The organism is bacterium, assembly GCA_020444065.1.
In the GTDB taxonomy this organism is placed as follows: domain Bacteria; phylum Sumerlaeota; class Sumerlaeia; order SLMS01; family JAHLLQ01; genus JAHLLQ01.
The window spans coordinates 39,513-54,847 of sequence record JAHLLQ010000004.1; the positions used below are offsets into that span (position 1 = coordinate 39,513).

General features: G+C 61.7%; 14 protein-coding genes. 8 read left to right on the forward strand and 6 right to left on the reverse strand.

The features are described from left to right. Positions 1–4: 4 nt before the first annotated feature. Entirely contained in the window at positions 5–1,441 is a 1,437-nt protein-coding gene (hslU, locus tag KQI84_11370; protein ID MCB2155475.1) for an ATP-dependent protease ATPase subunit HslU, read from the reverse strand. Between the two features lie 145 nt (positions 1,442–1,586). Here hslU and KQI84_11375 point away from each other — a divergent pair, with 145 nt between their 5' ends. Further along, positions 1,587–2,468: an AraC family transcriptional regulator gene (locus KQI84_11375; protein ID MCB2155476.1), complete on the forward strand. Its 882-nt coding sequence runs from the start codon at positions 1,587–1,589 to the stop codon at positions 2,466–2,468. 6 nt (positions 2,469–2,474) lie between these two features. On the opposite strand, the gene KQI84_11380 is transcribed toward KQI84_11375, so the two are convergent. Beyond that, positions 2,475–3,023 carry a DJ-1/PfpI family protein gene (locus KQI84_11380; protein MCB2155477.1) on the reverse strand — a complete coding sequence of 183 codons (549 nt, stop codon included), beginning with the start codon at positions 3,021–3,023 and terminating at the stop codon, positions 2,475–2,477. A gap of 24 nt (positions 3,024–3,047) precedes the next feature. After that, positions 3,048–3,275 (reverse strand): hypothetical protein, encoded by a 228-nt coding sequence (locus tag KQI84_11385; protein ID MCB2155478.1) that lies wholly within the window; start codon positions 3,273–3,275, stop codon positions 3,048–3,050. Between the two features lie 131 nt (positions 3,276–3,406). Here KQI84_11385 and KQI84_11390 point away from each other — a divergent pair, with 131 nt between their 5' ends. The 4 genes from KQI84_11390 (at position 3,407) to KQI84_11405 (ending at position 8,107) form a co-directional block, all read left to right on the forward strand. Then, the gene (locus KQI84_11390; GenBank protein MCB2155479.1) at positions 3,407–4,318 is read left to right on the forward strand and encodes a glycosyltransferase family 2 protein; all 912 of its coding nucleotides are present in this window, start codon (positions 3,407–3,409) and stop codon (positions 4,316–4,318) included. Further along, a complete protein-coding gene (locus KQI84_11395; GenBank protein ID MCB2155480.1) occupies positions 4,311–5,765 on the forward strand; it encodes a glycosyltransferase in 1,455 nt (484 codons plus the stop codon). Before KQI84_11390 ends, KQI84_11395 begins: the two co-directional genes overlap by 8 nt. A gap of 6 nt (positions 5,766–5,771) precedes the next feature. Further along, positions 5,772–7,601, forward strand: a complete 1,830-nt coding sequence (locus KQI84_11400) for a peptidyl-prolyl cis-trans isomerase (GenBank protein MCB2155481.1) — start codon at positions 5,772–5,774, stop codon at positions 7,599–7,601. 77 nt (positions 7,602–7,678) lie between these two features. Continuing rightward, entirely contained in the window at positions 7,679–8,107 is a 429-nt protein-coding gene (locus tag KQI84_11405; GenBank protein MCB2155482.1) for a hypothetical protein, read from the forward strand. Between the two features lie 15 nt (positions 8,108–8,122). Here the strand turns inward: KQI84_11405 and dnaX are convergent, their stop codons facing one another. Both dnaX and KQI84_11415 read right to left on the reverse strand, forming a co-directional pair. After that, positions 8,123–10,012 (reverse strand): DNA polymerase III subunit gamma/tau, encoded by a 1,890-nt coding sequence (gene dnaX / locus KQI84_11410; GenBank protein MCB2155483.1) that lies wholly within the window; start codon positions 10,010–10,012, stop codon positions 8,123–8,125. Between the two features lie 71 nt (positions 10,013–10,083). Continuing rightward, a complete protein-coding gene (locus KQI84_11415; protein MCB2155484.1) occupies positions 10,084–10,938 on the reverse strand; it encodes a hypothetical protein in 855 nt (284 codons plus the stop codon). A gap of 321 nt (positions 10,939–11,259) precedes the next feature. On the opposite strand from KQI84_11415, the gene KQI84_11420 reads away from it, so the two are divergent. The 3 genes from KQI84_11420 to KQI84_11430 all read left to right on the forward strand — a co-directional run bounded on the left by KQI84_11420 (position 11,260) and on the right by KQI84_11430 (position 14,007). After that, complete coding sequence (locus tag KQI84_11420; protein ID MCB2155485.1) at positions 11,260–12,075, forward strand: dihydrofolate reductase family protein; 816 nt, start codon at positions 11,260–11,262, stop codon at positions 12,073–12,075. Between the two features lie 258 nt (positions 12,076–12,333). Continuing rightward, complete coding sequence (locus KQI84_11425; GenBank protein MCB2155486.1) at positions 12,334–12,669, forward strand: hypothetical protein; 336 nt, start codon at positions 12,334–12,336, stop codon at positions 12,667–12,669. Between the two features lie 195 nt (positions 12,670–12,864). Continuing rightward, entirely contained in the window at positions 12,865–14,007 is a 1,143-nt protein-coding gene (locus KQI84_11430; GenBank protein ID MCB2155487.1) for an aminopeptidase, read from the forward strand. An 82-nt stretch (positions 14,008–14,089) separates the two neighbouring features. On the opposite strand, the gene KQI84_11435 is transcribed toward KQI84_11430, so the two are convergent. Beyond that, positions 14,090–15,115: a bifunctional oligoribonuclease/PAP phosphatase NrnA gene (locus KQI84_11435; GenBank protein MCB2155488.1), complete on the reverse strand. Its 1,026-nt coding sequence runs from the start codon at positions 15,113–15,115 to the stop codon at positions 14,090–14,092. Positions 15,116–15,335 lie beyond the last annotated feature (220 nt).

Here is a 15,335-nt window from a genome sequence, read left to right on the forward strand (position 1 = left end):
GATTCTACAGGATGTAGCGGCTCAAGTCTTCGTTCTTCAGCACTTCATCGAGAGACTGCTGGACAAAGCCGCGGTTGATGACGATTCGCCCCTGGCCCATATCCGGCGCCTCGAAGCTCACGTCTTCCAGAATCTTCTCCAGAATCGTGTGGAGGCGTCGAGCGCCAATGTTCTCCGTGGACGAATTGACGTGTGCCGCGATGCGGGCGATCTCGTCGATCCCGTCGTCTTCCCAGACCAACTCGACCCCCTCGGTCTGCAGCAGTTCCGTGTACTGCAGGGTCAGGGCGTTCTCCGGCTCTGTCAGAATCCTGCGGAAATCCGACTGCGTCAAGGGGATGAGCTCGACGCGCAGCGGGAAGCGGCCCTGCAACTCGGGGATCAGGTCGCTCGGCTTGGCCACGTGGAACGCGCCGGCGGCGATGAAGAGGATATGTTCGGTCGTGACCATGCCATGCTTGGTCATGATCGTGGAGCCTTCGACGATTGGCAGGATGTCGCGCTGCACGCCTTCGCGGGAAACGTCCGGCCCGCGGCCTTCGATGCTACGGCCCGCCACCTTGTCGAACTCGTCGATGAAGATGATGCCCTCCTGCTGGGCGCGTTCGAGGGCCTCGAGCTTGATCTTCTCCATGTCCAGCAGCGAGTCGATCTCCTCCTCCATCAGAACCTTGCGAGCCTCGGCGATGCGCAGCTTGGCCTGCTTGCTCTTCTTCGGGACGAACTTGTCCATCAGGCCCTGCAACTGCTCCATGCCCATCATGTCCATGCCGCCGCCCCCCGGACCGCCCATCATGCCGAAGGGCATTTGCCCCCTCTCCGTCACAGTCACTTCGACTTCGCGATCGTCGAGAACGCCCTGGATCAACTGGCCCATCAACTTCTCGCGCCGCCGCCACCAGACGTAGGACGCGTGGCTCTCCTCCGACTCTTCGCCTTTCAGCTTGGGCAGGACATACTCCACCTTTGGACGACCGTCCTTGCGTGTCACTTCCTTGCGCACATCGCTGGGCACCGGCATCAGCAGATCCATCAGCCGGTTGTTCACGACGTGCTCCAGGCAGACGCGCATGTCCTCGACCTTCTCGTCGCGAACCATCTTGATGGCGTTCTCGACCAGGTCGCGGACCATGGACTCGACGTCCCGGCCGACATAGCCGACCTCGGTGTACTTGGTGGCCTCGACCTTGACGAACGGCGCCCGCGCCAGGCGCGCCAATCGCCGGGCGATCTCGGTCTTGCCGATGCCCGTCGGTCCCATCATCAGGATATTCTTTGGGGAGACTTCGTCGCGCAGGGAATCCGGCAACTGGCGCCGCCGGGCGCGATTTCGCAGTGCGATCGCCACCACGCGCTTCGCCCGTTCCTGGCTGATGATGTACTTGTCCAGTTCCGCAACAATCTGGCGTGGAGTGAGTTCGCTATCGAGGAATCGTGACACAGTTGGAGCCTCCCGGTTCGCATTGGTCCCAAATGTAGCGCCCGGAGTGCCAACGCGGCCCCAAAAAGCCGTGGAATTCGCAACACGGATCAAGCATTCTCCCCCGTTGTGTGCCAGTCTCCCGTCACTACTCAGGGAGTGAGCCGTGAGAACAACGACATGGCAGGACTATCAGGATCGGATTCTCGCCGTCCTCAATCACATCCAGCAAAACCTGGATGAGGATCTGGGGTGGCGGGATCTCGCCCGGATCGCCCACTTCTCGCCCCACCACTTCCACCGGATCTTCAGTGGGATGGTGGGGGAGAGCATCGGCGAGCACATCCGGCGAATCCGCCTGGAGCGCGCCGCGTATCGCCTTCTGTCGACGCACCAGTCGGTCACCGTGATTGCCTTCGATGCCGGATTCGAAACGCACGAGTCCTTCACGAGGGCATTCCGCGACTGGTTCGGGATGGCGCCGAGCAGCTACCGCCGCACCCCGTCGCCGCCCCAGCCGAGACAGGTCCCGACCATCATCCACTACCAGCCCGCCGGCGTTCTCCACGGATTCACTCCGATCATCTCGGGAGGAACGAAAATGGAAGTCTCAATCGTCGAAATCCCGCGCATGCGCGTTGCCTGCATGCGCCACACCGGCCCCGGGCCCGATTGCGGTCCCGTCGTCGACAGCCTGGACAAGTGGGCCCGCCGCCGCGGACTCGTGAACAACAAGACCGTCTTCGTCGGCGTTTCCTATGGGCCGATCAACTACGACGCATGTGTGACTGTGGATGAGAAGTTTGAGCCGAGCGCAGACGACGAAGGCGTTGAGATTCAGGAGATCGGCGGGGGCGAGTACGCCCGCGTCCTCCACGAGGGGCCGCTTGAGCGCCTCGGCGAGACCTACGCGTACATCATCGGCCAGTGGGCGCCTCACAGCGGGCGAGAGCTGGCCCACCGGCCATGCCTCGAATTTCCGAAGAACGACCCGAGCAGCACGCCCCCGGAGGACATTCGGATGGAGATCTGCGTGGCGCTGGAATGAGGGGGATCAGGCGTGTTCGAAGACGATAGACTGCGCCAGTTGATCGGCCGTCTGCCGATCGACCAGGCGTGCGACCAGCGCCAGCCCGAAGTCCACGGCGGTTCCGACGCCGCGGCTCGTGATGAAATTGCCATCCTCGACAACCGGCTCTCGCACGACCGTGGCGCCGGCCATGGCGCCTTCACACTTCGGAAAGCACGTCGCCCGTCGGTCTTCGAGCAATCCCGCCGCGGCAAGCACTGTTGGCGCGGCACAGATCGCCGCGACCACGCGGCTGGCCGCCGCCTGTCGCCGAAGCAAGTCATGCAACCCCGGGACATCGTTCAGTTTGGCTGCGCCCGGACCGCCGGGAAGAACCACGGCGTCGAACTCGCCCTCCTGAACATCCGCAAAGATGGCGTCCGTTTGAACCTGGATGTCGTGGGAACCCGTGGCGGTCTGCTTTCCGATGCCCGCCGTGGTCACGTCGATCCCGCCACGGCGCATCAGATCGATCGCAGCGATCGCTTCCACTTCCTCAAAGCCATCGATCAGTGGAACCAGGGCGGTGGGCATGGCGATCTCCTGCGAAATTGGAACTCAGTAAATCGGGTAGGTGACGTCGGCAGGTGGAACGTAGCGCTCCGGCGCGGCTGGCTTCTTCTCGACGCGGGCCCTGCGGCCGTCGCCGGGCAGACCCTCGTAGGCGTAGACGTAAGCTCGCATGCTGCCCTGCACGACGAAGGAGAACAGGACAAGGCCGAGAATCAGATAGACGATGGCTCGCCCGGGCGGACCGGTCAGGTTGCGCTTCATCTTGTTCGTCACGGCGGGCTCCTTCGGCAGGGTCCGCTGATTGTGCGAATCCGCGCGGGCAAGGGCAAGGGCGGAGTGGGGCGGGGCGCCGCGCCAGATTCTCTTTGCGCCCGGCGGGCCTCGCGGCGTTGCGTGTGGGGGCTATGGGCAAGGGATCATCCATCACCTTCTCGATCGTCATTGTTTCGCTGAACGGGCGCCAGCGGCTGGCTTTGCCGTTGGAGGCGCTGCGGCGCTGCGACCCGGTCCCGTTCGAGACGATCGTTGTGGATAATGGCTCGACCGACGGCACCAGCGAGTTCGTCGCCGCCGAGTGTCCGGAGGCGATTCTTGTTCGCTCGCCGCACAACCTGGGGTTCGCCGGCGGGAATAACCTCGGCGTCCTGAACGCCCGGGGCGACGTGGTGATCCTGCTCAATGACGACACGGAGCCCGATCCGGACTGGCTGGCGCCGCTGGCGGAGGCCTTCGCCGCGGACCCGAAGCTTGGGATCGCCGGCTGTCGGTTGCTTTATCCGGGGCGTGAGACGATCCAGCACCTCGGCGGCGTCATCCACCCGAACGGGCTGACGAATCACATCGATTACGGCGTGCCGGTGGCCGAGCAGACGATCCACGAACCGACCGATATGAACTATGTCACCGGAGCGGCGATGGCGATTCGCCGCCGCGCAATCGGACGGATTGGGTTGCTCGACGAGGGATTCTGGCCGATCTATTTCGAGGAGATCGATTACTGCACGCGCGCCTGGCGGGCGGGCTGGAAGGTCCGCGTTTTTCCGACGTCGACAGTGATCCATCACGAATCCCAGACGACCGAGCGGCTGAGTCGCCGTTTCCTGACCATGTACAATCGCAATCGCTGGCGTTACTTGTTGAAGAACCGGCGTGGTCTGGACCTGCTGCGGGCGATCCGCGCGGAAGGTCGCTGGATAGCGCAGAATGCTCCGTGGGATAATCTGTGGTCGTGCGCGCGAGCGTACGCCTGGGCGGCGATCCAGTGGCGCGAGATTCAGGCCGCCGTGCGCCGCGAAGGGAAGCGTTCTCATGGCTGAGATTCTAGTCGTTGCGGCCGGGCCGTTGCTCGAAGAGGCCGGCACGACGCAGATCAGCGGACAGTGCATGCGCACGTCGCATTTCATCGAGCCGATGAAAGCCGCCGGCCACCAGGTTCGGCTGCTGACGGTTCCGATTCCCGGCGCCAGCGATCCGGACGACCGCTGCTCGGTGGAGAAGCGCCGCTACAAGGATCTGCTTTACTACAAGGCATTCACAAGCCACGACGAAGCGTACATCATCAACGCGTTGCGCAGCGTGCTGCACAAATCGAATTTCGACGCCGTCGTCGGCATCAACGCGTATCCGGCATACCTCGTCGCGCAGGCCGCGCCTGAACTGCCTTTCTGGGCAGACCTGTATGGTTGGACGATGGCGGAGGGACAGACGCGCGCCGCTCTCGTGAACAGCGACCGGTACTACGATCACTTCTGGCGTCTGGAGGTCGCGGCGCTTCTGGCGGCGGATCGCTTCTCGACGGCAAGCGCACGCCAGGGCAATGCGCTGTACGGCGAGTTGGCAATGGTGGGGCGGCTGAATCGCCACACGTTCGATTGGCCGTTTGCGACGACGATCCCGACGGCGACTTCGCCGATCTACGATCAACTGCAACGCACGCGCAAGACGCCGCCGGCCCTGGCAGATAAGGTGCCCGACGACGCGCACATGATACTGTGGAGCGGCGGCTTCAATACTTGGACCGACGTGGACTTGCTGGCGGAATCTTTCCGGAGCGCCATGGAGGCCAATCCCAACATCCACCTGGTCGCGACCGGTGGCGCGGTGGTTGGGCACGACGACAAGTCTTACGTGCGCTTTCAGAAGTTGGCGGCGGAGCAGTTGCCTGCCGATCGAGTTCATTTGCTGGGCTGGGTGGAAACCGAACTGGTCGTCGCGTTGCATGCCCGCGCGGACGTTGGGATCAACGTGGATTGCCGCAACACGGAAACCCACTTCGGCGCGCGCACGCGACTGACGCACATGATGGGCGCGGGCCTTCCGGTCCTGACAACTCGCGGCACCGAGATCGCCGAGTGGATCGAGGAGAATCGCGCCGGCGAAGTCGTGGCCAGCGGCGACGTGGCGGCATTCGCCGATGCGTTGATCGACAGCGCTGCCGATCCGAATCGGTGGCAGCGCCGCGCCCAGCGCGCCCGCAAACGCGTCCGCGAGGCCTTCGACCCGCAGCAGACGCTGGCGGATTTCCTGGAGTGGTGCGGAGAGCCGAAATGGGCTCCTGACCGGGACCCCCGGTTGACCCGGCGCCGTGGGGCGCGCAAGGCTGGTCCCGATCTGGCGGAAGACGTCGAGGCGCTGCTGTGGGCGCGCCTGAAGGTCGAAGGCCAGGTTGGGCCGCTGCTGACAGACCGTGAATCTCTGCGCCGGCTGCGCGCGAAGTGGCCCTTGCGCCTGTGGCGCTCGATCAAGTCTCGCCTGAAAGGCTGACGAACGATGAAGAAGTTCCCGACACTGCGAACAATCTGGCCGCTGATGGCCGCGATCATTTTGCTGGTTTCGACGGCGCCTGCCGCGGATTCGGACCTGGCATTCTTGAGGGACACGTGGCGTCCGGATCCGGATGCGGTGATTGCCGTGGCCAGCGATCGGGCGATCAGCGAACTCGACGTCTACTTGTGGCAGCTCATCGTCTCCGCCGATCCGTTGATCGTGAAGGACTGGCAGGAAGCCATCACCGCCGGCCGCACGAATCAGTTGCGAGACATTGAGAGAGCCGTTCGTCAAATCATCGAGTACCGCGCGCTGGCGCAACTGCCCGAAGGGCGTAAGGCTCTCAGTGCGGATACACTCGCAAAGGGCACGCGCATCTATGCCGCGCCGGGCGCGAAGTATGTGCTGACCGATGAACTGATCATGTTGTCGCTAGAGATCTCACCGATCGATATCGCGCACTACTACCGCACACACGAATCGGAATTCCTTCGCCCCGCTGAAGTCGATGTGCGTCGCCTTCGCATTCCATTTCCGGAGAACATGACTGAAACCGCGCGGCAGGAGATCTTCCGCACCGCTCAATCATTGCGTCAGCGTGCGGTCAGCCAGGGCGGATTGCTTCCTCTGCTGAGAGAGTATCCCGAGTATCAGCTCGATCGTCCCGTCGATGGGTTGAAGACGGTGACGGCGACCGGCAGCGAAGTGGACCCGCGTGTTCGCGAACGCATCTTCGAATTGGCAACTGCAGAGATCAGCACCCCGATCCAAACGCCGAACGGTTTGCTGTTGGTGGAAATCGTAGAACGTCGCGCAGGAAAAGCCCAGCCGATCACCGACGTGCAGGATCAGATTCGCGAGAAACTGCGCGCGCAGTTCCTGCCACAGCAGTATCAGTATCAACTGGCCGAAGCGAGCGCGAAGGCTCACCCGATCAATCGTGCCGCGCGTTTTCCCTACATGGACGACGAAGCGGAAATCCTGCGCGTGCGGCAGTTCTTCCTGAACAAGGGCGAGTACGCTGACCTTTTCCCCGAACGCGTTCTAGCGGAAGGCCGTGTGCCCGGCGCGCTGTTCCCTCACGTGCAGGAAATTGTCACGGGCGAAGTGATCACGCAGCGGCTCGAGGAGATGGTACTCGAACGTGAAGAGGCATATCGCATCGCGAAGGAAATGGGCAGGGACCTGACGCTGGCCGCACAAGCACTTCGTGTTCGTCGCGCGTTGGTGCAACCCACGGACGAACAGATCACCAAGTACCTGATGGCACACCGTTCCGAGCTGTTGCCGGAGCCGCAAGTGACCCTGTGGCGCATCGATGTCGCGCCGCGCAACGAGGACTCGATCCGCGCTTCCGCGCTTCGCAATCTCACACCGCAGATGATGAGCTACCTGCGCGAGCAGTTGACTGTCGCGGAGCAGCAACTAAGCGAGCGTGCCGCGATCACCGGCGACTCGATCTACGCCACGCCCAGTGTCGTTCTGCGTCGCGTGCCCCAGCCGGAAGATTCGCGTCTGCGCTTGCGCTACAACAAGCTCGAAGCGATGGAGGGGTCGGCCGTGAAGCGGGACTTCGGATTGGATCCGCAGTCATTGCGCGCCGGCGTTTTCACCGATCCGCGTGCCCAGGCGGACGGCACCGTCAGCGCCTTCTACATCGAGCGCATCGACATGCCGCCATCGCTCGACAACGACCAACTTCGTGCACGCGCAAGCCTCGACTTCATCCTCGAAACCGCGCGCGAACCAGGCGTCGCCGCCGTTCGTCAGATGGATCAAAGCGGTGCCTTGAAATGGAACATCCCCGTCGAGGGTGTGTACAATACGCCCTGATCTCACCGCTCTTGCGTAAGACTGTTTTGAGAACCATCCCCGCTTGACGCTTCGACCTGCGTTGACGAATGTCAACCATGGCACGAGATTTCGCGAATCGCCGAGTGAAGCTGCTGGCCCTGGCGGGGCTGGCGGTTGTTGTGCTCGCCGCCGGGCTCGCAACGTGGCGATACATCGCGTATAACCTGTGGGCGGAACGCGATGCGGCGAGCCTGACGCCCTACTCGATCGTTCTCGTCGGGGAGGGCGCGGCGCCTTCGTCCGAGACGGCGGCGCTCGATGAGGAAGTCATTCGCTACAACTCGCGCGGCCGGCTCGTTGCGCACTTGTCGCGCAGCGAATATCGCCGTTCACTCACTGGCAAACAGGTCTGGGTGAAGATCTATCTGGAGACGCAGTTGCCGAAAGACCCGACTGTCGTCGAGCCCATCAAGTTGATGAACACGCTCGAACGCCGCAAAGGCGAATGGCATGTTACGCACACCACGGTTCTAACGATCCCGTAGACATTTTGAAAGAGACTACGCCTCGGCGACTTTTTCGCCGTTGAAGTGCGTGGGCTGCACGTTGAAGTGGCGCTCGACCAGTTCGCATGCTTCGCGGAACTCGGGGAACTTCTCGCGCGCTTCGTCGAGCGTCATCGGCTTCGACAGCGCCGGCGCCGCAACGGGCTCCGGCGGAGCATTGAGCGTCGTCTGCATCGCAAGATCGACCGGCTCTTCTTCGTACTCTTCGTAGTAATCCTCTTCGATCGGCGGGGGAGCGTCGGGCTCCATCACGGAAACCGGCGTGGGTGCGGGGGCGACTTCTTCCACGCTGATATGCGGCACAAGCCCGCGGCGCCAGATTGCGCGCGCGGCTTCGCGAACTCCGCCAAAGATCTCCGGCCGTTCCATCTGCTGGCGCATGGCGCGATCGCCGGCGCTCAGTTCGATGAAGAGCTTGCTCTCGGTGACTTCGACTAGGCGCGCGTTGCGAATCACCCCCTGGATTGTCGGCGCGACTTTCCCGAGCCGCTCCACCAGCGCCGTCCAGCGATCGCCGTCGGTCGTCGGAATGGCTTCCGGTTCCGGATACTCGGGTTCGAGCTCCGGCGCGGCTTCGCGCATCAGCGCCGCGGCGGGCTGGGAGCTGCGCTGCGCGCGGGGTTGCTGCGGAGATGTCGACTTGCCGGGCGCCGTCGAGCCCGGCCGGCTCGGAGCAGCCGTGCCGCGTCGGGCAGACGCGCCGCCTCCACCGCCACTGCCATCGGGACCGTCCGGGTCGCCGCCTAGCCGCGCGTCGATCACCAGCCGAGGATCGATCGCCGTCAGCTTGATCAGCACAAACTCCAACAGGAATCGCGGCGGCGCCGCGCCACGCATCCGTTCTTCCAGGTCGAGGAACTGCTGGATGCAATTCAGCAGGTACTGCAGGCTCGCTTTCTCCAGCAGCTTCTTCAATTCTTCCGATTGCGCATCCGCCACGCGCACCAGTTCGCCGGTGCCGCCGACTTTCATCAGCATCGCATCGCGCAGGAAACTCAGGAACATCTTCACGAACCGGCTCAGATCGCGGCCGCGATCCACCAGGTCGCCGACGATCTCCAGGCACGCCTTTGTGTCGCGTTCGATCAGCGCCGTGATCAGTCGCGTGAACAGATCGCTCTCGACCACGCCCAGCAGCGACCGCACGTCCTCCAGTGTCACTTCCTCCGGCGACAGCGAGATCAACTGGTCCAGCAACACCTGCGCGTCGCGCAGACCGCCCTCGCACGCCAGCGCGATCGCCGTCAGCACCTGCACGCGCTCGTCCTCGCGCACCGTCACCTTCTCGCGATCGAGAATCTCACCCAGGTTTGCCACGATGTCCGGCACGCTGATGCGCTCGAAGTTGCAGCGCCGACAGCGCGAAATCACCGTATCCGGCAACTTCTCCGGGTTGGTCGTGGCCAGAATGAAGACGACATGCGGCGGCGGCTCCTCCAGGCTCTTCAGCAGCGCGTTGAAGGAGTGGTTCGACAGCATGTGGACTTCGTCGATGATGTAGACCTTGTAGCGCGCGCTGAAGGGCGCACGGCGCAGGCCTTCGAGCAACTCGCGCGTCTGTTCGACCTTCGTGTAGGTGGCGGCGTCGACCTCGATCACATCCAGCGCGGTGCCTTCGGCGATTTCCAGGCAATGATGGCACTTGCCGCAAGGCGCCGTCGTTGGGCCGTGCTCGCAATTCAGCGCCTTCGCGAAGATGCGCGCCATGGACGTCTTGCCCGTCCCGCGCGGCCCGCAGAAGAGGTACCCGTGCCCGATGCGGCCATCCTCGATTTCGTTGTGCAGCACCTGCACAACGGCGCGCTGGCCCACCACGTCCTTGAAGACCTGGGGCCGATACCGGCGTGCGATGACGACATAATCCGAACGAGAACCATCAGCCATGAGAAGGGGACTCCCGGGAACGAGCTAACGGCCAGTGTGCGCAGCGGGCCCGGGATGGTCAACGGCATTGTTTATGTTTTTTCTTCGCCCTTTTCGGGATCGTCGAGATCGTGGACTGATCTCTCAATCGGGACGCCGAAGGTAAGAAGGAGCCTCTCCCTGTCCAAGAGTGGAGACAGGAGTACAGTTCGAATTCCTTCGTCTAATGGTATTGTTCTGGAGTCTCTCCTTCGGTACGTGTACGCGCCTATGTGAATGCTTTGCTTGTCAGGCGACTTGGGTTTTTCAGAGAGAGATACCCACTTTGCTCCAGAGTGAATCCCGATTCGTAAGACAGTCTGCAGGACTCGGACATTTGTGTTCTCAGAAAACGAGATCACGAACTCCTGAGGCCTGCCGCCGTAAGTTGATGTCGAACCAAACGAACTGGCAACTGATAAGCCTGTGTCCAACAGCATTTGCCGAATTTGATCATGCGATTCAAGAAGATCATTTACGTGGATTCCTATTTCCTGCTTCGCCACAGTTAGTAGGGATTCTGGCAGCCTTGTGATCTCATCTCGAGGTGACATGGATGACTTGATTGAACGGGTGGTGCCTTCTGCAGTAGCTAATTGAGGGGCCCCTCGTATGTCTCCTGTGACTTCCTCTACTCTGTTTTCGTAAGTGTTGAAGTGCTCATCCGTTGAAAACTGACCTCGAAACCGAACCAAGGCCACGATAGTGCCGATAGGGTCCAAAATCGCGATGCCCACCGATGCCCAAACCAGAATATTCGACAAGGATGGCGATCGTATCTGGCATGCAGTGATGAGAAACGCAACTACGCTGATCACGCTGAATATCTGCACGGCAGCAAGTAATTGCAGCGGTTTTTCAACAGTGCCTGCATCCAAGTTCAGTGAACGAGATAGTCTCTCAAACACGGGATCGTCTTCTCTCCTTTGTCTGGCAGTTCCTCTGGAGTGAAGATCGTGTCAGTTTGCAGGAGGTGCAATCGGATTCAACAATCATCCATCCGGGGTGGGATATGTCTGAGGAAGTAGAGAGTCTTCTTTCCGGCACTCGATTCCCCCATCCCCTTGTGGAAATACTGCCATAAACGCCCATCTCTGCTAGACATGGTCCAAATCGAGTGGCAGACTACTTGGTAAAGATACAGAAGATCTTTACGCGTGCTTGGTCCGAGTTTTTTCTAGCCGGAGGAGGAGGTCCACAAACCAGGATATCTGCTCGGAGGGAGCAATATGGAAAGACCGCGCGTAATCGTGCATACCGTGGCGTCTGTGGATGGCCGGGTGCCGCCCGAAACGGGTCGGCCCGGGTCGGGAGAACCGGACGATCCGAAATGGACGCGCATCTGGCACCCCAATGGGAGCCGCGAGGAGTGCATGGCCCGTCTGGTGGCCAAGTTCCAACCTCAGGTTCTGCTGGAGTGCTGCAGCCTGTTTGTCGACGAGGAGCGTCCGCCACGGCCGCTGAAGCCGTCGACGTCCAAACTCACCGATCTCTATCGCGATTTCCTGCCCGAAGAGGTGATGAACGCCCCCGATCACAAGGGGTGGTTCGCCGCCGTCGACAGTGGCGGGCGTCTGCGGGATGGGATGAAGGAACCCCCCGGCTGGCCGGGCTGGCGCGCTATTCATATCGTCAGCCACAGCGTTCAGGCGGAGTACCTGGAGTTCCTGCACCACGAACGCATCCCGTACCTGATGGCGGGCGAGCGTCACGTGCACTTGGGCCGCGCACTGAAGAAGCTGCGCAGTAAGTTGGGCGCAGAATGCGTCGTGTGCGCCACGTGCACGAAACTGCCCGGGCACTTGCTGCACTCGGGACTCGTCGACGAGATCAGCATCGTGGTGTTGCCGACGATTCTCGGCGGTCCGGAAACACCGACGGTGGTGCGGGCAGAGGATCTCCAGGAAGACGAGCGTCCGTTCATGCTGCGTCTGATCGGGGCAGATCCCGAGGATGGCGGCCGCGTGCGGCTGCGCTACGAAGTTCTCGGCGTCCAGCACCCGGAGATCGCGGAAGAAGCACTGGCCGCGGCCGGCGCGAAGTAACACCGCCCGCAAGTCGGGTGAGCACAAGAAACTCGGTGGACCCTGTGGACCGAGGGTGATGGGGCAGTCTGCCCCCGTTGCTCGAGGCTGCCACAGGGTTCGCTTTTTCTGGGGGCGAAGGACAAGGGCGGAGGTTGGCAGGACTGCTCTTGGACAAGGATGTCCAAGTCACCTCGAGTGGGCGAGGATCGAGGACGATTACGAGCACGAGAGGCGGCAGGGGCCGCTTTGAGGCCCGCATCATGCAATACCTTCGGCATGATTCGCTTCTCTCGAACATTCTGGGTGCTGATACTACTGATATTCGTGACGCCGGGAATCTGGTTCACCGTTCAGACCGCAGAATCACAGAAGTCGAGGCGTGAATCGGCGATTCAACGCCGCGTTCGTAACGATTTCTTCGATACCGTCAGGGAGCGCTGCAATTCCCCGACGCCTGAGTGTCTGCAAAGTGTGTATGATTCGGACCCACGTTTTCAGGAGCGTCTCGAATTCATATTCTGCGACGATCGCATCATTCTGGCGCAGAAGGGCGGGGGCGTGATATCCGAGATCGCCTGGCTTGATGGCGATGAGTGGCGGCACGAATACTAGGCGAGCAGGACTGCTCTTGGACAAGGATGTCCAAGTCACCTCGAGTTGGCGAGGATCGCGGGGCGATAACGAGCACGAGCACGAACGGGCGGCGGAGTCTTCCCCCCGTTGCGCTTCTCCCTTGCAATCCGCAGGCGGAGGGGCAAGGCTCTGCGGCTGTGGTGACTTGTCATAAATATACGGAAAGGCTGACATATGCTTGGAACTATCGACCCGCGGGATCGTGAGCTGGCTCACCTGCTGATCAATCACTCGGTGAAGGCCGGTAAGGGAGAACTCGTTTTCATTCATTGCATTGGCGGAGACACGCTGCGCCTGGGCGCGGCGCTGGTCGAAGAGACGATCGCAGCCGGCGCGGCGCCGGCGCTGCATTACCAGGACGACGAAATCCAGCGCGAGTTCCTCATGAGGGCCGATGAAGGCGTGCTGAAGCGTCTGGCCCAGTACGAAACGGCCCAGATGAAGGACGCCGATTGCTACATCGGCATTCGCGGCTCGGGGAATATCTTCGAGACGTCGGATGTGCCCATCGAGCAGGTCGACCTGTTCCAGCGCATCGTCTATAAGCCCGTTCACCTGGACATTCGCGTGAACGAGACGCGCTGGTGCGTGTTGCGCTACCCGAACCAGGCCATGGCACAGTTGGCAAAGACGTCGCGCTCGGCGTTTGCGGACTTCTACTACAAGGTTTGTTGCGTCGATTACGCTAAGATGGCGGAGGCGGTGAAGCCGTTGCGTGCGCTGATGGAGAAGACCGACAAGGTGCGCATCAAGGGCCCGGGCGAGACGGATTTCTCGCTCTCGATTAAGGACATCCCCGTCGTCGATTGCTGCGGAAGCCACAACATCCCGGACGGCGAGTGCTTCACGGCGCCCGTCCGCGACAGTATCAACGGCGTCGTGCAGTTCAACACGCCGACAGTCAAGAACGGCATCCCGATGGATAACATCCGGCTTCGTTTCGAGAACGGCAAGGCGGTCGAGGCGAGCGGCATGGATGCGGCGCAGACGAAGAAGCTGAACGACGTTCTGGACCAGGATCCGGGCGCGCGCTACGTGGGCGAGTTCGCCATCGGTTTCAACCCCGGCGTGCGCGAGCCCATGCGCGACATTCTATTCGACGAGAAGATTGGCGGCAGCTTCCACATGGCTCTTGGCCAGTGCTACGACGACGCTCCGAACGGCAACGATTCGATGATCCACTGGGATCTCGTCTGTATCCAGCGGCCGGAATACGGCGGCGGCGAGATTTACTTCGATGACGTGCTGATCCGCAAGGATGGCGTGTTTGTGGTCGATGAACTGAAGGGCTTGAACCCGGACGCATTCGGGTTGTAAGACTGCACGCGACACCAGAAAAAAGAGGGACGGAGCAGTTGGTCTGCTCCGTCCCTTGTTTTTTGCCTGTCTGTGTGGGTGATCAGCTCTTCCCGTCGAAGACTCGCTCGATCTCGGCGATGGAAGCCTTGATGATGTCGGCCTTGGCCTTCTCGAAGTCGACGCCGTCCATGAAGCAACCGGCCGCGTTGAAATGCCCGCCGCCGCCGAACTGCTGAGCGATTGCTGCGCAATCGACGTCGCCCTTGCCGCGGAATCCCGCGCGCAGGCCGCCGTTTTCCAGTTCGTGGAAGAGCACGGAAACTTCAACGCCGTTGATTGCGCGGATTTCGCTGACGAGGCCTTCGGGCTCGAAGTCGTCACCACCGACTTCCGCGTAATCGGCCCACATGAGTTGGCTCCAGATCAGGCGCCCTTCGGTTTCGTAGTTCAACCGATTCAGCACCTTCGCGGTCAGGACGATTTCCTCGCGCGGACGCGTTTCGTATAGGTTGCGGCAAACGAAAGACGGATTCACGCCGGCATTGGCCAACTCCGCTGCGACTTCAAATGTGCGCTGGTTTGTGTTTGGATACTTGAAGCTGCCCGTGTCGGCGACGATCGATGTGTAGATCGAGGTCGCGATCTCGGGAGTCATCTCCGCGCCGAGTTCTTGCACGATGTAGTAGATCTGCTCGCCGACGGCCGTGGCCTTGATGTCGATGTAGTTCAGATCGGCAAAGACTTCGTTTGTCGCGTGGTGGTCGATGTTGATACAGGACTTGCCGAGGGGCTTGAAGTCCGGGGTCACGCGGCCCGGTCCGCCGCAATCGACGAACACCGTGAGCTCGACTTCCCAGTCCGGCAGTTGCTGCCGCACGCTCTCGATGGAGGGCAGGAACATCAGACGCTCGGGCGTCGGCGAGGGGTTGTAGCTGATGACGCGCTTGCCGAGTTGCTCTAACGCCATCGACAGCGCCGTGGCGGAGCCAAGGCAGTCGCCGTCGGGCCGAACATGGCTGACGATCAGAATGTTGTCGCTGTTCCTAAGGACTTCGGCCACATCGGCGGCCGAGCCCATTCGTTTTTCCGGGGCTTCGATCGGGTCGAAGCTCGAATTTGCACTCACGATGGCTCCTCTAGGTACTTCCAATTGTCGCCAGCGGGGGCGCGAGGCGGAGTCCTCTCGCCGCGGCTGAAACCTCCCATTAGGGATGCGGCGGGGGCGGACGTCAAGCGTGAAACTCTCCTGAATTTGGGCCGAACCGATTTTCCGTGGCGGGCTCTGGAGTCAGATTCGGGGTTGGCTTGCAAAGCCCTCCGTGCTACGCCCTTGCACATTCTTGGAA

Excerpts from the sequence above, each read along its gene's own strand:
- KQI84_11380 (MCB2155477.1), bottom strand. The coding sequence starts at position 3,023 with ATGCCCACCGCCCTGGTTCCACTGATCGATGGCTTTGAGGAAGTGGAA.
- KQI84_11390 (MCB2155479.1), top strand. The coding sequence starts at position 3,407 with ATGGGCAAGGGATCATCCATCACCTTCTCGATCGTCATTGTTTCGCTG.
- KQI84_11395 (MCB2155480.1), top strand. The coding sequence starts at position 4,311 with ATGGCTGAGATTCTAGTCGTTGCGGCCGGGCCGTTGCTCGAAGAGGCC.
- KQI84_11400 (MCB2155481.1), top strand. The coding sequence starts at position 5,772 with ATGAAGAAGTTCCCGACACTGCGAACAATCTGGCCGCTGATGGCCGCG.
- KQI84_11405 (MCB2155482.1), top strand. The coding sequence starts at position 7,679 with ATGGCACGAGATTTCGCGAATCGCCGAGTGAAGCTGCTGGCCCTGGCG.
- dnaX (MCB2155483.1), bottom strand. The coding sequence starts at position 10,012 with ATGGCTGATGGTTCTCGTTCGGATTATGTCGTCATCGCACGCCGGTAT.
- KQI84_11420 (MCB2155485.1), top strand. The coding sequence starts at position 11,260 with ATGGAAAGACCGCGCGTAATCGTGCATACCGTGGCGTCTGTGGATGGC.
- KQI84_11425 (MCB2155486.1), top strand. The coding sequence starts at position 12,334 with ATGATTCGCTTCTCTCGAACATTCTGGGTGCTGATACTACTGATATTC.
- KQI84_11430 (MCB2155487.1), top strand. The coding sequence starts at position 12,865 with ATGCTTGGAACTATCGACCCGCGGGATCGTGAGCTGGCTCACCTGCTG.